This is a genomic window from Sphingopyxis flava, from assembly GCF_900168005.1.
In the GTDB taxonomy this organism is placed as follows: domain Bacteria; phylum Pseudomonadota; class Alphaproteobacteria; order Sphingomonadales; family Sphingomonadaceae; genus Sphingopyxis; species Sphingopyxis flava.
Genome location: NZ_FUYP01000004.1, coordinates 214,918 through 230,301 on the forward strand (window position 1 = coordinate 214,918; position 15,384 = coordinate 230,301).

Annotated in this window: 14 protein-coding genes; 13 read left to right on the forward strand and 1 reads right to left on the reverse strand. The window is 63.5% G+C overall.

The features are described 5' to 3' along the window. The first annotated feature begins 71 nt into the window (after positions 1–71). The 13 genes from B5X69_RS04990 (at position 72) to B5X69_RS05050 (ending at position 14,762) form a co-directional block, all read left to right on the forward strand. Positions 72–2,294 carry a polysaccharide lyase 6 family protein gene (locus B5X69_RS04990; protein WP_245798596.1) on the forward strand — a complete coding sequence of 741 codons (2,223 nt, stop codon included), beginning with the start codon at positions 72–74 and terminating at the stop codon, positions 2,292–2,294. Further along, positions 2,291–4,450 carry a heparinase II/III domain-containing protein gene (locus tag B5X69_RS04995; RefSeq protein ID WP_079637591.1) on the forward strand — a complete coding sequence of 720 codons (2,160 nt, stop codon included), beginning with the start codon at positions 2,291–2,293 and terminating at the stop codon, positions 4,448–4,450. Before B5X69_RS04990 ends, B5X69_RS04995 begins: the two co-directional genes overlap by 4 nt. Continuing rightward, the gene (locus tag B5X69_RS05000; RefSeq protein WP_079637592.1) at positions 4,447–5,721 is read left to right on the forward strand and encodes an MFS transporter; all 1,275 of its coding nucleotides are present in this window, start codon (positions 4,447–4,449) and stop codon (positions 5,719–5,721) included. The genes B5X69_RS04995 and B5X69_RS05000 overlap by 4 nt, the downstream gene beginning before the upstream one ends. 13 nt (positions 5,722–5,734) lie before the next feature. Further along, a complete protein-coding gene (locus tag B5X69_RS05005) occupies positions 5,735–6,487 on the forward strand; it encodes an SDR family NAD(P)-dependent oxidoreductase (RefSeq protein ID WP_079637593.1) in 753 nt (250 codons plus the stop codon). A gap of 14 nt (positions 6,488–6,501) precedes the next feature. Then, positions 6,502–7,344 carry a rhamnogalacturonan acetylesterase gene (locus tag B5X69_RS05010; RefSeq protein ID WP_079637594.1) on the forward strand — a complete coding sequence of 281 codons (843 nt, stop codon included), beginning with the start codon at positions 6,502–6,504 and terminating at the stop codon, positions 7,342–7,344. Positions 7,345–7,455: 111 nt separating this feature from the next. Next, positions 7,456–10,302, forward strand: coding sequence for a TonB-dependent receptor (locus B5X69_RS05015; RefSeq protein ID WP_245798598.1), 2,847 nt, complete (start codon positions 7,456–7,458; stop codon positions 10,300–10,302). 91 nt (positions 10,303–10,393) lie between these two features. Next, complete coding sequence (locus B5X69_RS05020) at positions 10,394–11,140, forward strand: FadR/GntR family transcriptional regulator (protein WP_079637595.1); 747 nt, start codon at positions 10,394–10,396, stop codon at positions 11,138–11,140. A gap of 19 nt (positions 11,141–11,159) precedes the next feature. Continuing rightward, on the forward strand, positions 11,160–11,939 hold the full coding sequence (locus tag B5X69_RS05025; RefSeq protein ID WP_079637596.1) for a 2-keto-4-pentenoate hydratase: 780 nt from the start codon (positions 11,160–11,162) through the stop codon (positions 11,937–11,939). Continuing rightward, positions 11,936–12,955 carry a sugar kinase gene (locus B5X69_RS05030; RefSeq protein ID WP_079637597.1) on the forward strand — a complete coding sequence of 340 codons (1,020 nt, stop codon included), beginning with the start codon at positions 11,936–11,938 and terminating at the stop codon, positions 12,953–12,955. Before B5X69_RS05025 ends, B5X69_RS05030 begins: the two co-directional genes overlap by 4 nt. 81 nt (positions 12,956–13,036) lie before the next feature. Further along, entirely contained in the window at positions 13,037–13,582 is a 546-nt protein-coding gene (locus B5X69_RS05035; RefSeq protein WP_079637598.1) for an HNH endonuclease signature motif containing protein, read from the forward strand. 217 nt (positions 13,583–13,799) lie between these two features. Further along, positions 13,800–14,081: a type II toxin-antitoxin system RelE/ParE family toxin gene (locus B5X69_RS05040; protein ID WP_342745786.1), complete on the forward strand. Its 282-nt coding sequence runs from the start codon at positions 13,800–13,802 to the stop codon at positions 14,079–14,081. Between the two features lie 11 nt (positions 14,082–14,092). Beyond that, positions 14,093–14,386: a helix-turn-helix domain-containing protein gene (locus B5X69_RS05045; RefSeq protein ID WP_079637599.1), complete on the forward strand. Its 294-nt coding sequence runs from the start codon at positions 14,093–14,095 to the stop codon at positions 14,384–14,386. 85 nt (positions 14,387–14,471) lie between these two features. Further along, complete coding sequence (locus B5X69_RS05050) at positions 14,472–14,762, forward strand: DNA ligase-like domain-containing protein (RefSeq protein ID WP_139375659.1); 291 nt, start codon at positions 14,472–14,474, stop codon at positions 14,760–14,762. A gap of 271 nt (positions 14,763–15,033) precedes the next feature. Here B5X69_RS05050 and B5X69_RS05055 read toward each other — a convergent pair. Continuing rightward, the coding region (locus B5X69_RS05055) for an IS5 family transposase (RefSeq protein WP_139375660.1) at positions 15,034–15,384 on the reverse strand (351 nt) is incomplete at its 5' end.

The window sequence follows — 15,384 nt, forward strand, 5'->3', positions numbered from 1 at the left end:
AGGGTTGAAATCGTCATACCAGTTGTATAGTCCAATGCGAGCACAAGAGGTGAACCGGGAGAGAGGGCGCGATGCTGCTGCGGGCTGTTTTGATGGGGGCGATTTGCGTTTTTGCAATGGAGGCGGCCGAGGCCCGCGAGATACTCGTGGCCGACCAGACCGAGTATAAGGCCGCTGTAAAGAGCGCGAAGCCCGGCGATTCCATTGTCCTGCGCGATGGCGAATGGCGCGACGCGCAGCTTGTATTCACCGGCACAGGCACTGCCGAGGCGCCGATCACCCTCACCGCACAGACCAAGGGCAAAGTGCTGCTCACTGGCGCCTCGAATCTTCGCCTCGGCGGCCGCCACCTTTTGGTCTCCGGACTCGTCTTCAAGCGCGGCGCCAGTCCGACGCGCGAAGTTATCAGCTTCCGCCGCGATTCGAAGATGCTCGCGAGCAACACACGCATTACCGAGGTCGTCATCGACGGCTTCAGCAAGCCCGACCGGCGCTCCGAGGATATCTGGGTCGCGATATACGGCACCGACAACCGCGTCGATCACTCGCATTTCGAGGGCAAGACCAATAGCGGGGTCACCCTGGCGGTGATCCGCAAGCCCGGCGACCCGCTCGATAACCGACACCGCATCGACCATAATTATTTCGGCCCCCGTCCGCCCTTGGGCTCGAACGGCGGCGAGACGATCCGCATCGGCACCAGCGAGGAATCGCTGTCCGACAGCCACACGGTCGTCGAGCGCAACATTTTCGACCGCACCAGCGGCGAGGTCGAGATCGTCTCGGTCAAGTCCGGCGGCAATATCCTTCGTGAGAATCTGGTGCTTTCATCGCAGGGCGCCTTCGTGCTGCGCCACGGCAACGGCAATCTTGTCGAGCGCAACATCTTCCTTGGCAACCATGTGCCCGACAGCGGCGGCATCCGCGTAATCAATCGCGACCAGGTCATACGCTTCAACTATCTGGAAGGGCTCGCGGGCAAGGATTTCAAGAGCGCCCTCACCGTGATGAACGGCGTGCCCAATTCGGTGATCAACCGCTACCATCAGGTTTCGAATGCTCTGATCGAGCGTAACTCGATCCTCGACAGCGCGCGCATCACTCTCGCCGCGGGCGCCGATGCCGAACGCTCGGCGCCGCCGGTCGAAAGCCAGTTCAAGGGCAATCTCGTGAGCGGCGCCAAGAACACCGACCCCTTCCGCGCCGGGGACGATATCGGTGGCATCACATTTTCGGGCAATGTCGAGGCGGCAGTCGCGCAGCCGCTCGTGACGCGCGGTGTCGAACAGCGAGAACTCCAGTTCGAGCGCGCCGCCAACGGCCTTCTCTACCCCACCGATCCCGCGCTCGCCAAGGTCGGTGCGCCGCGCGATCTGGTTCCCGTGAAGCGCGAAGAGGTAGGCGCATCCTGGTATCGACCCGACGCCGCCGAAGCGGACTTCGGCTCCGGTCGCACCGTCGAACTGGCGGCAGGCGCCTCGCTCGCCGACGCAGTCGGCGCCTCGCGCGCCGGAGATAGACTCGCGCTCGCCGGAGGCGCCTATGAGGTGGTCTCGCCGGTTGTGGTCCGACACAGGCTGACCATCGCGGGACAGGCGGGCGCGGCGCCGGTCGTCCACGTCGCGAGCGGCGCCTTTGTCCGGATCGAGGCGGGCGGAGGTCTGCGCCTGGCCGACCTGACGCTCGATGCGCGCGGTGCGAGCGCCGACGCGGCGCTGATTGCGGTAGCGCCCGAGGTGGCGCCCAATTACGAAATCGAGATGAAGGGCGTGTCGGTCCGCGGCCCTGGCAAGGCGGCGCGGCTCGACGGCATCGTCATGGCCCCCGGCACCTTCGCGAACGCGATCGAGCTTCTCGGCAGCAGCTTTTCCGACATGAGCGGTGCGGTTGTGCTGGGCACGGGAGAACAGGAGCCCAAGGGCTGGTACCCGGTTGAACGGCTCGAGATTGGCGGGAGCAGCTTTGCGCGGGTCGGTCTCGTGGCCGATCTTCTGCGCAAGGGCACCGACGAAAGCACCTTCGGCCCTTATTTTTCAATGACAGGATCGAACGTGTCAAACAGCGGCGCGGGCGGTGCTTCGCTCCGCCTAACGGGGGTGCAGCACAGCGAAATTCTCGGTAACAGCTTCGAGAAGTCAGCGCCGCTCGTCGTCGTCCACACGGTCGGCAAACCTCACACGCGCATCAGCGGCAACGCCTTTCGCGCCACCCCCGCGCCGCGCATCGAGGAACTGGTCTACAAGGGGCCGCTGCGCGCCATACTCGCGGGCAATCTCACGGATGGCCGCCCATGACCCGAACACTCGCGCTACTCCTCGCAGCAAGCGCGTTGCCGCTTGCGGCAGCGCCGGCATCCGGGCAGCCTTCATCCGCGCAGCCGGCCTATGCTCCGCTCTTCGCAGCCGAGATTACCGGCGCAAAGCGCGATCTTGACGCCTCAATCAAGGCGGGAATCAACGTGCCGGTGCCCAAGGATCCGGGGGGCGGCTTCACCCACGAACAGCACAAGCGCAATTACCGGATCATCTTCGAGGGTGGCCAGCTTTACCGGCTCACCGGCGACCGGCGCTATCTCGATCATGTCCGCGACATGCTGCTCGCCTATGCCGAGCTCTATCCGGCGCTCGGGCCGCACCCCGCCGCAGCAAACCAGGTGCCCGGGCGTCTGTTCTGGCAGAGCCTCAACGACAGCGTCTTCCTCGTCAACGCGGTCCAAGGCTATGCCGAGATCCGCAAAGCGCTCTCCGCCGAGGACCGCCGCCGCATTGACGAGGGCGTCATTCGCCCGATGGCGCGATTCCTCTCCGACGGTTCGCCTCAGGTCATCAATCGCATCCACAATCATGCGACCTGGGCGTGCGCCGGGGTCGGTCTCGCTGGCTATCTCCTCGGCGACCGCGATCTGGTCGACAAGGCGCTGATGGGGCTCGACAAGAGCGGAAAGGCGGGCTTCCTGCGCCAGCTTGATCTGCTGTTTTCGCCCGACGGCTATTATGCCGAGGGCCCCTACTATCAGCGTTACGCGCTCCAGCCTTTCGTCGTCTTCGCCGCCGCGATCGAAGCGAACGAGCCGCAGCGCAAGATTTTCGACTATCGGGACGGCATCGTGCTGAAAGCGGTTCGCACCGCAATCGACGTCACCCATTCGGGTTATTTCATTCCGATCAACGACGCGATGCCCGACAAAAGCCTGCGTACCGAAGAACTTTATCATGGCGTTGCGATTGCCTACGCCGCGACGCACGACCCCACCTTCCTGTCGATCGCCGAGTGGCAGGGTCGTACGGTCCTCACGCCGGCCGGGCAGATGCTCGCCGCCGATGTCGCTGCGGGAAAAGCAAGACCCTGGCCTTTCACTTCGCGCCTGCTGGGGGACGGTCCCGACGGCAAGCAGGGCGCACTCGTTCTCCTGCGCGAGAGTCGCGGAACCAATGGTCCGCTTCTGGTCGCCAAGAACAGCGTGCAGGGCATGGGACACGGCCACTTCGACCGCCTCAACTGGCTCTATTATGACGAGACCGGCGCGGTCGTGACCGACTATGGCGCCGCACGCTTCCTCAACGTCGAGGCGAAGCGCGGCGGGCGCTACCTCCCCGAGAATGACAGCTGGGCGAGCGCGACCGTCGCGCACAACACGCTCGTCGTCGACGAGCAAAGCCAGTTCGGCGGCCAATGGAAGGTGGGTGAAACGGTACCGACGCGTCAGCTTTCAGCCGGCCTCGACGCCCCGACCCGCTGGTCGATCGCCGAAATTGAAGGCGCATATCCCGGCGTCACCATCCGCCGCGCGCTCGTTATGCTCAACGTCGACGGCCTTTCAAATCCGCTGATCCTCGATATCCTCCACGGAACTGGCAGCGGCAGGCATCGCTATGACCTGCCGCTGCATTTTTCGGGACATATCATCGACAGCGACATTGCGTTCGACCAGCATCTGGCCGAGCGGCCGGTGCTGGGAAGCGCCAACGGTTATCAGCATCTATGGGTCGACGGTGAAGGGACCCGCAACGGCGCGGCGCGCCTCACCTTCATGCAGGACAGCCGCTTTTACTCTTACCACATGGCGCCCCCCAAGGGCGCCCGCTTCATCCTCGCCGAAAGCGGCGCGAATGATCCCGAATTCAATCTTCGCCGCGAACCCGCGCTGATCCAGCGCGTCGACGGCGCCGCCGCGACGACCTTCGTCAGCCTGCTCGAACCGCACGGGCGCTATGACGCCTCGTCCGAAGCGGTGGTAGCGAGCAGTTCGCGCATCGGCTCGCTCGCGCACCGGCGCGAGGACGGCGCCGACATCGTGCTGATCACCTTCGTCGATGGCCAACGCCTTGCCGTCGCGATCGCCGACGACACCTCGGCGGATGCAAGCCACCACGCGACCGTCGCCGGTCGCAGCCTCGCCTGGACCGGCCCCGTCGGCCGCCTCGACCTCGCCAAGGGAGACGCTCAATGAAGGGGCATTTGCGCTGGTGCGTGATCGGCCTGATCGGCTTTGCCACCGTGATCAACTATATCGACCGCAATGCGCTCGCGGTGATGTGGCCCGAGGTGTCGAAGGATATCGGCGCGACCAAGGAAGACTATGCGCTCTTGGTGACGATCTTCATGATCGCCTACGCCTTCGGCCAGTCGCTCTTCGGTCGGGTCTTCGACGCAATCGGGACGCGGCTCGGCTTTACAGTCTCGATCCTTTTCTGGTCGCTATCGATCGCCGCGCACGCCCTGGTCCGCTCGATGCCGCTGCTCGGCGTTCTGCGCGCAACGCTGGGTGTCAGCGAGGCAGGCAACTGGCCTGGCGCCGCCAAGGCGAATGCGCTCTGGTTCCCCTCGCGTGAGCGCGCGCTCGCGCAGGGCATCTTCAATGCCGGAGCGTCTCTTGGCGGCATCGTATCGGCGCCGCTCGTCGCCCTGCTCTTCGTACAGTTCGGGTGGCGCGGTACCTTTGTGTTCGTCGGCATCCTTGGACTGATCTGGCTCGTGCCGTGGCTCTGGTTCTACAAGGCTGATCCCGACGCCAACCCGCGTCTCAGCGCCGAGGAACGCGCCTATATTCTCGCCGGCCGTAGCGAGGCTGGCCGCGCCGATGACCGGCGTATGCCGCTTGGAGAACTGCTACGCTACCGTCAAAGCTGGGCTGTCATCCTGTCGCGCTTCTTCCTCGATCCGGTCTGGTGGCTGTTTGTGTCATGGCTGCCGATCTATCTTGCCGAAACCTTTGGTTTCGATGTCAAGCAGATCGGGCTCTTTGCCTGGGTTCCTTTCGTCGGCGCAATGCTTGGCAGTCTGTTTGGGGGCTTTCTCGCGGGGCGGATCATCGACCGGGGCGGGAGCGTCCACAAGGCGCGCACGCTCTCAATCGGGATCGGCTGCGCCATCATGCTGCCCGCCCTGCTCTTCACGATCCGCGCCGCTGACCCGTTGACCGCGGTGCTGCTGATCGCGTGCATCCTCTTCGGATTCCAGATGGCAATCGGCAATATCCAGACGCTGCCGAGCGACTGGTTCGGCGGCGGCGCCGTTGGCAGCCTCGCGGGGATCAGCGGTACCGCCGCGGTCGCGGGAACGCTGATAACCACCTGGCTTGTGCCGGTGCTGACGAAAACAAGTTACGCGCCGATTTTCGCGCTGTCGGCCGCGATCGTACCGCTCTCCTTCCTCGCTTTCCGACTGGTCGGCGGCCGCGTCGAACCGCTCGCCACCTCATCCCAATCCACCCAAGAATAAGGAATTGCATCACATGAACCTCCAGGGGAAAACCGCCCTTGTCACCGGCGGCGGCCGCGATATCGGCCGATCGGTCTCGATTGCCCTTGCCCGCGCCGGCGCGCGCGTTGCGATCAACTACAACAGCGGTCGCGAAGCGGCTGAAGAGACGCTCGCCGCTATCAAGGCCGCGGGCGGCGAGGCCTTCCTCATCCAGGCCGACGTCACCGACAGCGGCGCTGTCGCGGCGATGCTCGACGAGATCGGGATCGCTTTCAGCGGCCGGCTCGACATTCTCGTCAACCTCGCGGGCGGCATGGTCGCGCGCAAGACGCTCGATGAGATGGACGAAGCCTTCTTTGACCAGGTGATGACGCTCAACCTCAAATCGGCCTTTCTTGTCCTGAAAGGAGCGCTGCCCTTCCTCGGGGACGGTTCCGCCGTCGTGAACGTGTCGAGTCTCGCCGGCCGCGATGGCGGCGGACCCGGCGCATCGGTCTATGCGACTGCGAAGGGCGCGATGATGACCTGGACCCGGTCGATGGCGAAGGAGCTCGGCCCGCAGGGCATCCGCGTCAACGCGGTCTGTCCCGGCCTTATTGGCACCAGCTTCCACGATATCTTCTCAAAGCCCGAAGGGCGCGCCGCGACCGCGGGCAATACGCCGCTGCGCCGTGAAGGCCATCCCGACGAGGTTGCCGACAGCATCACCTATCTCGCCTCGCCGGCCGCAAGCTTCCTCACCGGCGTGTGCCTCGACATCAACGGCGGCCTCGCCTTCTCTTAAGCTGGAGATCCTAAATGCGCCGACTGATCACGAGCCTCGTCGCTGCCACGGTCCTCGCCGGCGGGGCGCAGGCCACCGAGCGCGCGCGCACCGACGCGCCCCCGCTCGAGCCCTACAAGATCATTCTTGTCGGGGATTCGACAATGGCGCCGCATAGCGGCTGGGGCGGCGCCTTTTGCGCCAAGCACGTCAAATCGTCGGTCGCCTGTCTTAACGCCGGCCGCGGCGGGCGCAGCACGCGCAGCTATCGTCAGGAAGGCTCGTGGGCCATCGCGCTCGCGGAAGCGAAAGTCGCTGGATATCGGGGCACCTTTGTGCTGATCCAGTTCGGGCACAATGACCAGTCGAGCAAGGCTGAACGCTGGACCGACGAAACCACCGAGTTCCCCGCAAACCTTAAACGATTCGTCGCCGAGGTGCGCGCGGCCGGCGCAACTCCGGTGCTTCTCACGCCACTAACCCGCCGCGAGTTTCGCGATGGCAAGCTCCAAAACACGCTCGAGAGCTGGTCGGATCAGGTGCGCGCGGTCGCAAAGGCCGAGGGCGTGCCCCTCGTCGACCTCAACGCGCTGAGCGCTGCGCAGACGCAGCAGATGGGGGCGGAAACTGCAACCCAGCTCGCGCAGGAGCCGCCGACGGCGGAGGAGCTTGCGGCCGCGAAAGCCGGAACGACGCTCAAGGCGCGCCCTGCGCCGCCGCCGCCGCCTCGGGTCGAGGGGAAAGGACCCCGCGGCCAAGTGACCCGCAAGTTCGACTACACGCACCTCGGCGACGTCGGGGCGGAAGTCGTCGCCAAGCTCGTCACGCAGGCGCTCGCCCAAGCGGTCCCCGACCTGCGCAGTCAACTCGTCCGTTAGCACCTGACAGCTCGGACTGTCCAGTTTGCCTGCCACGATGGTTGACAAACTGGTATAGATATTCGACTAGCCAGTCCCGGAAAGACTCGATTTACCAAGGGGAGAGATACAGTGAATTCTCGCAATCTGTGCCGCGCGCTGCGCGCCGCGCTTCTCGCCGGGACCGGCCCGATGCTAATTGTTGCAATGCCTGCAGCGGCGCAGGACGAGGTCCCTGCGGCTCAGGATGACAGCGATGCGATCGTCGTCTCGGGCATCCGCGAAACGATCCAGAGCTCGATCGAGGCAAAGCGCCGCGAGACCGCGATTGTCGACACGTTGGCGGCCGATGATATCGGCGACATTCCCGCCATCTCGGTCGGCCAGGCAATCCAGACAATCACTGGCGCCACGACTCACCGCGAAAAAGGGGATGCGTCCGAAATCGCCCTGCGCGGCCTCGGCCCTTTCCTTTCGAACTCGACGTTCAACGGCCGCGACGCGACCAATGGCAGCGGCGACCGCTCGGTCAATTTCAACCAGTTCCCCTCCGAACTGGTCAACCAGATCAAAATCTACAAGACGCAGCAGGCAAATCTTGTCGAGGGTGGTGTCGCCGGCACGATCGAGATCGGCACGCTGCGTCCGCTCGATTATGGCAGAACGCGAATTCAGGGCGAGCTCAAGGCCCAATATAATCCCTATGGAGACCGCATCGTCGGCGGCAGCGGCGGGGTCGGATGGCGCGGCACGGTGAGCTATGTCGACCAGTTCGCGAATGACACCATCGGTATCTCGATCGGCTTCCAGCGCAACGACACGAACAATCCCGAAGAGACCTACGCCGCGAGCACCACCTGGACCGCGTGCCGCGCCGACGTCACGGTCATCAATAACAATTGCACCGAACTCAGCCGTGATAATTATGGCGACGGGATTCCCTATTATCTCGTCCCCAACAGCTATATATTCCGCCAGATTAGCGAGACCGACCAGCGCGACGCCGTGTTCGGTGCAATTCAATGGCGTCCCTCGGACCGGTTCAACATCAACCTCGACCTTCAATATTCGGACCGCACCTTTGTCGAGAACCGACGCGATCTGACCATCTCGGAGGCGCGGCGCAGCCTCACCAATGTCGAGTTTGACGAAAATGGCATCGTCTCGCACCTGGAAGGGTCAAGTTCGCTCGAATCCAACGGCTCGACGCTGACGCGCTCGGAGGAATATCTGGGCGGCGGCCTTTCGGTCGAATGGACCGCCTCGGACCGGCTGACCCTCACGGCGGATGCGTCATACTCACGCACGATCCGTTCCGAAACCGAGCGCAATTTCCGCCTGCGCACCGACCGGATGGACGTCAACGGGGTCCGCACCGAGATCGACAATCAGCGCATTCCCTACATCTATGATATCGCGCCGGGCAGCTTTATCCCGACGATCACGATCGATCCGCGCTTCGACCTCAACAACCACGATCTTTTCTGGGACGACGCGCGCTTCCGCCGCGACGAGAGCCGCCGTTACAACAAGATCGTCGCCGGACGCTTCGATGCCAAATATGAGCTCGATGGCTTCCTGAGCGCACTGTCCGCTGGCGTTCGCGTCGCGCAGCTCAAGTTCAGCGACTATGACGTGCGCAACGGCGATTTCAACGAAAACCCTGCAATTGAGGAAGATCGACGGATCAACAACATCTGCCGCCAGGCCTTTCCGCAGACCGATTATCTGAGCGACGCGCCGGGCAATAGCATCGACAGCTGGGCAACATTCGACGTCGATTGCCTGTTCCGCGAATATCTGGGGACCGAGGATCCGGGTCTTCCCGACGACCTGCGCTCGGTTTCCAACCGCGACGTCACCGAACGCACCTATGCGGGATATCTGATGGCCGATTATGACAGCGAGATCGGGTCGATGCCGGTTCGCGGCAATTTCGGCGTCCGCGTCGTCAAGACCGACGTGACCTCAAAAGGGCTCCGAAGCGATCTTATCCTCGTCGACAATGGCGATGGAACCTTCCACCTTGACGAGACGGGTGATTACGAAACCGAAACGATCAAGGCCAGCACCACGCGCATCCTGCCGAGCGTCAACGCCATCTTCGAGGTCGCGCCGAATACGCTGCTGCGCGTGGCGGGATATCGCGCCATGTCGCGTCCCAACCCCAGTGCGCTGGGCGCGGGCCGGACCATTACGCTGGAGGATGGAGGCAGCTTCACCTCGATCGAAAATGCGATCGACAATGTTCGCGCCAATGGCAGTCCGCGCTTGAAGCCGCTGATGTCGTGGAACGCCGACGCCGCGCTCGAATGGTATCCCAACAAGGACACGATGCTTGCCGCGACGGTCTATTACAAGCAGTTTACCGGCGGATTTCAGCCGGTCGTCTATGACGAGACTTTCACAATCGACGGTCAGCAGGTCACAGTTCCGGTCACCCAGACGCGCAACAGCCCCGACAAGTCACGGGTCTACGGCCTCGAACTGACGGCGGCGACGCGCTTCAGCTCCCTGCCAAAGCCCCTCGACGGGCTGGGCGCGAAGGTCAGCTACAACTATGCCGACGCCAATTTCGAGAATGAGGATATTCGCCTCGGCGACATTTACGATCCGGAGACCGAAACCGTGTCGCCGGGCCTGATCGCCCCTGCTGGCCTGTCGGGCTATTCCAAGCACGTTCTCTCGGCGCAGGCCTATTATGAGATCGGCCCGGTTTCCTTGCAGGCAATCTACAATTACCGGTCGAACTATTATCAGGACTTTGTCGGAGGCAACAGCCAGCTCCGCTTTGTCGCACCGAGCGAAACCTTCGATTTCCGAGCTTCGCTGGCTCTGATGAAGGGGGTGTCGCTCCGGTTCGAGGCGCTCAATATCTTCAACGAGCCCAAGACAACGTACATGCCGGTCTACGGCAGCAGCCGCCAATATCATTATTACGGCTCCAAATATTTCGTCGGCATTCGCGCACGGATCTGACGGCGAGATGATGACGTGCGGTCATGGCTTCAAAATTGTCATACCTGATTGTATGCAGGGGCTGATGCCTATGTGGGGAGACGATTAAGTCATGGCCGAACGCCGCCTTTTTGAAGATGTTGCCGATGCGATTCGCCGGCTGATTCTCGATGGAGTCTATCCGCCGGGAACGCGGCTGCCCGGGGAGCGTGAACTTTCCGAGCGCTTCGAGGTGAGCCGCGTGACGATCCGCGAGGCAGAGATTGCCCTGCAGGCAACGGGGTGGATCCATATCCGCACCGGCGCCGGCGCCTATGTCCAGGCAAAGCTGCCTGGCGATGGCGGCATCTTGCCTCAGGTCAGTGCCTTCGAGCTCACCGAAGCACGCTCGCTGTTCGAGGCCGAGGCGGCGGCGCTTGCCGCTCCCACCATCTCGGCTGAAACGCTCGAGAAGCTGGAAGGCCTGCTTGAGGCGATGGCGAACGAAGATGCGAGCGAGGACGAGATCAACGTGATCGATCGCGAGTTTCACATGACGATCGCCGCTGCATCGAACAACAAGGCGATCATACATGTCATCGAAAGCCTGTGGCGAATGCGCCTTGAACTGCCCGAAGTGCGCACCAGCCATTCGATGATCTGCCGCAAGGACGGTGCGGCGCGTCAGGCCGAACATGCCGGGGTGGTCGAGGCACTCAGGAAGCGCGACGCGGGCGGAGCGCGGCTCGCGATGCGGCGCCATTTTAACCGCCTGCTCGAATCGATGCTCGACGAGACCGAGGAACGCGCAATGGTCGAACTGCGGCAGCGTGCAGCCGAAAGTCGCGAACGTTATCTCTTGAGCGCCAAGCTCGCCTGATGCGCCGCGCTTCGCTCCCATGAGCGCCGGAACGGGCGTAGCTGCCGCGCTGCATCAAGCCCGCCGCTCGGGCCAGGCACTGGCGGCCTTTCCCGCGCCGATCCCTGCGACCCTCGCGGACGCTTATACCGTCCAGCGCGACCTTTGCGCCGCGCTCGGCGTCCCGCTGCTCGGATGGAAGGTCGGTCGCATTCCGCAAACGCTGATCGAGACGCTGGGCGCCGAGCGTCTCGCCGGGCCGGTGCTGCGGGTGGCGGAACTTGACGGCGAAGCGCCCGGCGACGCGCGCGTCTTTGCCGGCGGCGTGGGCGTGATCGAGGCCGAAATCATTCTCCGTTTGTCCGCGGTTCCCACCCGCCGCCTCGCGAGCGATAGGGAAGCAATGAGCTTCATCGACGAAATCCGTGCCGGCTTCGAGGTTGCAAGTTCGCCAGCCCCCGACGTTCACGATCACGCGCCCTACGGGATTATCGCCGATATCGGCATCAACAACGGTCTGCTTCTCGGCCCGCGCCTTGATGCCGAGAGCTTCGACCGGATCGTTATCACCGAAATCGAGGGATCGCGCGTTGGCTCGGGCCGCCCCTGCGACATTCTCGATGGCCCGCTCGGCTCGCTGCGCTTTCTCGTCGACCTCCATATGGACGGCGTGATCGCATTGGAAGCGGGGCAGTGGATTTCGGCGGGCGCGATTACCGGCGTGCATCCGATAGCGCCCGGCCAGACCGCAACCGCTCATTTCGGCGAAACGGTGCGCATCGCCTGCACCGCCAGCACCGACCCCGGATTTGCCTCATGATCGAGCCTGCCAAGACCATCGCCTGCTTCGGCGAGATCGTTCTTCGACTAGCCGTTCCCGCCGGCGAGCAACCGCTCCAGTCGCCGCGGTTCGACGTCCACGTCGGCGGCGCCGAGGCCAATGTTGCGGTCGCGCTGGCCGCGCTCGGGTACCGGGTGCGGATGGTCAGCGCGCTTCCTGAAGGTCCGATCGGCGATGCCGCCATCGCCGAGCTGCGTCGCCACGGAGTCGACACCAGCGCCATTTTGCGCCGGCCGGGGCGCGTCGGCCTCTATTATCATCTGCCGGGGGGCCCTGCGCGCGCGAGCGAGGTTCTCTACGACCGCGCCGACTCGGCCTTCGCCACCGCCGAAGCCGATGAGTGGAACTGGGACGCGATTCTCGCGGATGCGAGCTGGCTTCACCTCTCGGGCGTCACCCCCGCGCTCGGCCCGCAGAGCGCAGACGCTGCGCTCGCCGCCGCAAGGACGGCGCGCGCTGCCGGGCTCGGCCTGTCGTTCGACGGCAATTGGCGCGGTCGTCTCTGGGAGCGCTGGGACGCCGACCCGGCCGCGACCCTGCGCGCAATCATCAGCGAAGCGAGCCTGCTGTTCGGCAACCACCGCGACGCCGCGCTGCTTCTTGGCCGCGATTTTTCGGGCGAAGGTGGCGAACGGCGGCGCGAGGCGGCACTTGCATTGCTCAGCGCCTTCCCGAACCTCGACCACATCGTCTCGACCGCGCGCCACATCGTGGGGTCCGATCGGCACGAGCTTGCCGCCCGCATCGACCGCCGCGATGCCAGTTGTCAGACCGAGGCGCGCGTGGTCGCGCCGATCGTCGACCGCATTGGCACGGGCGACGCCTTTGCTGCAGGAGTGCTGGACGGCCTGTTCAAAGGCGCCAGTATCGAAGATTCGGCAGCGCGGGGCCTCGCACTCGCGTCGCTCAAGCACGGCCTGCGGGGGGATTTCGCACCCTTCTCAGCCGCCGCGCTCGCCAGCGCCGCCCACGGAGCGAACGACGTCGCGCGCTGATCCTTTGCCCAATGGGCGCCCATATCAGCGCGCCGGTGACCCGGCTGTCCCCAACTAGGGGACCTGTGCGCTGGTGGGTCTATGTTCGCGGGCAAATCCGAGCAGGCGCGCCGCAAGACGTTCGCCTGTTGGAACGGTCGATTTGCAGAAAAGCAGACTCTGATCGGCATCGATAGCTGCGGCTATTATCAAGGGCCGATCAATGGCCAGTATGTCAAAACCCACCGCGTCGCCTGGGCTCTCCACCTTGGCCAATGGCCGCTGCACGAAATCAACCATATTAACGGCGATCCGCGAGACAATCGCATTTCCAATCTGCGCGATGTCGAGCACCAGGTTTGCCATCACAATGCAGCCCGTGCGAAGAACAACCGATCGGGGGCCTCTGGGGTTTTCTGGAACCGCCGGATGCAGGGCTGGCAGGCTTCCATCCGGCGCGGGGGGAAAAACCAATGCCTCGGCACGTTTCGCACCCTCGAACAAGTGGCCGCGGCGCGCAAAGAGGCGGAGCGAGAACTCAACTATCATCCGAACCACGGCGAGCCCCGGAATTTCGTGCGATGCTTCATCCCCTGCCGAGACCGAGTGAAAGTTCAAACCGAGCGATGCGCCGAAACAGGGTGCTGATGCTTTTTTTGCGGTCCCCTAGCGCACGCAGTTTCGTTCCTCCTAACCTAGGACTCGCGATTTTTGTCGCGCTTTTCCGCCATGTTCTGCATCAATCGGCTCAATCCTCATTACGGCATTGCCGTATTTTCTTCCTTGCGCTGCCTACGGCAACGCCGTATATAATTCGCATGCGGACGTCATCGAAACAAATGCCTATCTCGCTGCCGCCAAGGATGTGGGTATGAGCGATGACGAACGTGCGGCGGTTGTCGATCTGATCGCAGCCAATCCGCAGGCCGGCGATATCATGCCGGGATGCGGCGGAGCCCGTAAGCTTCGCTATGCCAAGCCCGGCAAAGGAAAGTCGGGCGGCTATCGCGTCATCACCTATTTCGCTGGCGATGACGTGCCTGCCTTCCTGCTCACCGTATTCGGGAAGGGCGAGAAGGTTTCGCTATCGCAGGGCGAGCGCAATGCTCTCGCTGCCCTGACGAAAACTCTCAAGAGCACGCTGTAGAGGAGGCCCACATGGCAAAGGGTGCATTCGACAAGATCGCCGCTGGTCTTAATGACGCGATTGCCTTCGCAGAGGGCGACACTGCGCGCGGCAAGATCGTGGCCGGTCCAGACATCAAGGCGATCCGCGGCAAGGCGAAGCTGTCTCAGGCTGCCTTTGCCGAGAAGCTGCATATCAGCGCAGCCACTCTCCGGGATTGGGAGCAGGGCCGCCGTATGCCCGAGGGTCCAGCACGCACCCTGCTCGGCATGGTCGACGCTGATCCGGATGCGGCGTTCAAACTGCTCGCCAAGGTTACCGTCTGATCCAATGACCGCCATCGCGCGCCACTCCCTATCCAAGACCAGACCTACCGAGCTCTGCATGCTCGCCGGCCGGTGGAGCGGCGCTATGCCTGACCTGGCTGGCGTGATGGTTGAGCGCAAGTATGATGGATTCAGATGCCTTTTCTTCCCCGGCCTAGACCGGCGTCCCGGCCTTTGGACGCGCAACGGGATGCCGATGATCGGTGCGGGGCATATCCTTGCCCGCTTGCTCAAGGTCGAAGCGGCCATGGGAGGCGCTTATATGATCGACGGAGAGTTTGTGGTCGACGGGGCGCTCGCGGCGACGAAGACCCACTATGAACGCGGTTCGCGCATGGCGGACGCCGGCACCTTCCATCGCTGCGAGCGCACCTGATCCGGCGGCATGGGAGTGGCGAGAGGGTAGCTTTCCGCTCCCGATCTCCTTGTTCATCCTGTCGATGATCCGCTGCGCGTGCCAGTAAGCCGGTGTAAACCGCGTAAAAGCGCGCAACATGGCGCAACATGGATGTAAACCGTTCGCGGCCTGTTCCCAAAGGCGGGCGGCAAGCTACGGACTGAATTTAGACAGGAAATTATGGAGCCGAGCCGGAATCGAACCGGCAGAACTTTCCAGCTTTATATCAATCAATTAGGGTCCGGACTCATTAGAGCCACCATGTGACGAAGGCGGCGATGGCGATGGTGGCCATGAAGGTCTTGATATGGCGGTCGAAGCGTGTGGCTACGCGCCGCCAGTCCTTGAAGCGGCAGAACATGCGCTCGACGACGTTGCGCTGTCTGTAAATCTGGCGGTCGTGTTCGATATGGACCTTACGGTTGGACTTTGCCGGTGTGACTGGCGTGGTACCGCGCTCGATCAGCCAGGAGCGCAAGGCATTGCTGTCATAGCCCTTGTCGGCGACCAGATAGTCCGATGGCGGCACGGCGTTGATCGCCAGCATGGCGACCTTGGCGTCATGCGTGTTGCCGGGTGTCAGCAGGAGGACGTGAGGGCG

What these genes read in the sequence shown, in the direction of transcription:
- B5X69_RS04990 (WP_245798596.1), top strand. Translation starts at nt 72, where the DNA reads ATGCTGCTGCGGGCTGTTTTGATGGGGGCGATTTGCGTTTTTGCAATG.
- B5X69_RS04995 (WP_079637591.1), top strand. Translation starts at nt 2,291, where the DNA reads ATGACCCGAACACTCGCGCTACTCCTCGCAGCAAGCGCGTTGCCGCTT.
- B5X69_RS05000 (WP_079637592.1), top strand. Translation starts at nt 4,447, where the DNA reads ATGAAGGGGCATTTGCGCTGGTGCGTGATCGGCCTGATCGGCTTTGCC.
- B5X69_RS05005 (WP_079637593.1), top strand. Translation starts at nt 5,735, where the DNA reads ATGAACCTCCAGGGGAAAACCGCCCTTGTCACCGGCGGCGGCCGCGAT.
- B5X69_RS05010 (WP_079637594.1), top strand. Translation starts at nt 6,502, where the DNA reads ATGCGCCGACTGATCACGAGCCTCGTCGCTGCCACGGTCCTCGCCGGC.
- B5X69_RS05020 (WP_079637595.1), top strand. Translation starts at nt 10,394, where the DNA reads ATGGCCGAACGCCGCCTTTTTGAAGATGTTGCCGATGCGATTCGCCGG.
- B5X69_RS05025 (WP_079637596.1), top strand. Translation starts at nt 11,160, where the DNA reads ATGAGCGCCGGAACGGGCGTAGCTGCCGCGCTGCATCAAGCCCGCCGC.
- B5X69_RS05030 (WP_079637597.1), top strand. Translation starts at nt 11,936, where the DNA reads ATGATCGAGCCTGCCAAGACCATCGCCTGCTTCGGCGAGATCGTTCTT.
- B5X69_RS05035 (WP_079637598.1), top strand. Translation starts at nt 13,037, where the DNA reads ATGTTCGCGGGCAAATCCGAGCAGGCGCGCCGCAAGACGTTCGCCTGT.
- B5X69_RS05045 (WP_079637599.1), top strand. Translation starts at nt 14,093, where the DNA reads ATGGCAAAGGGTGCATTCGACAAGATCGCCGCTGGTCTTAATGACGCG.
- B5X69_RS05050 (WP_139375659.1), top strand. Translation starts at nt 14,472, where the DNA reads ATGCCTGACCTGGCTGGCGTGATGGTTGAGCGCAAGTATGATGGATTC.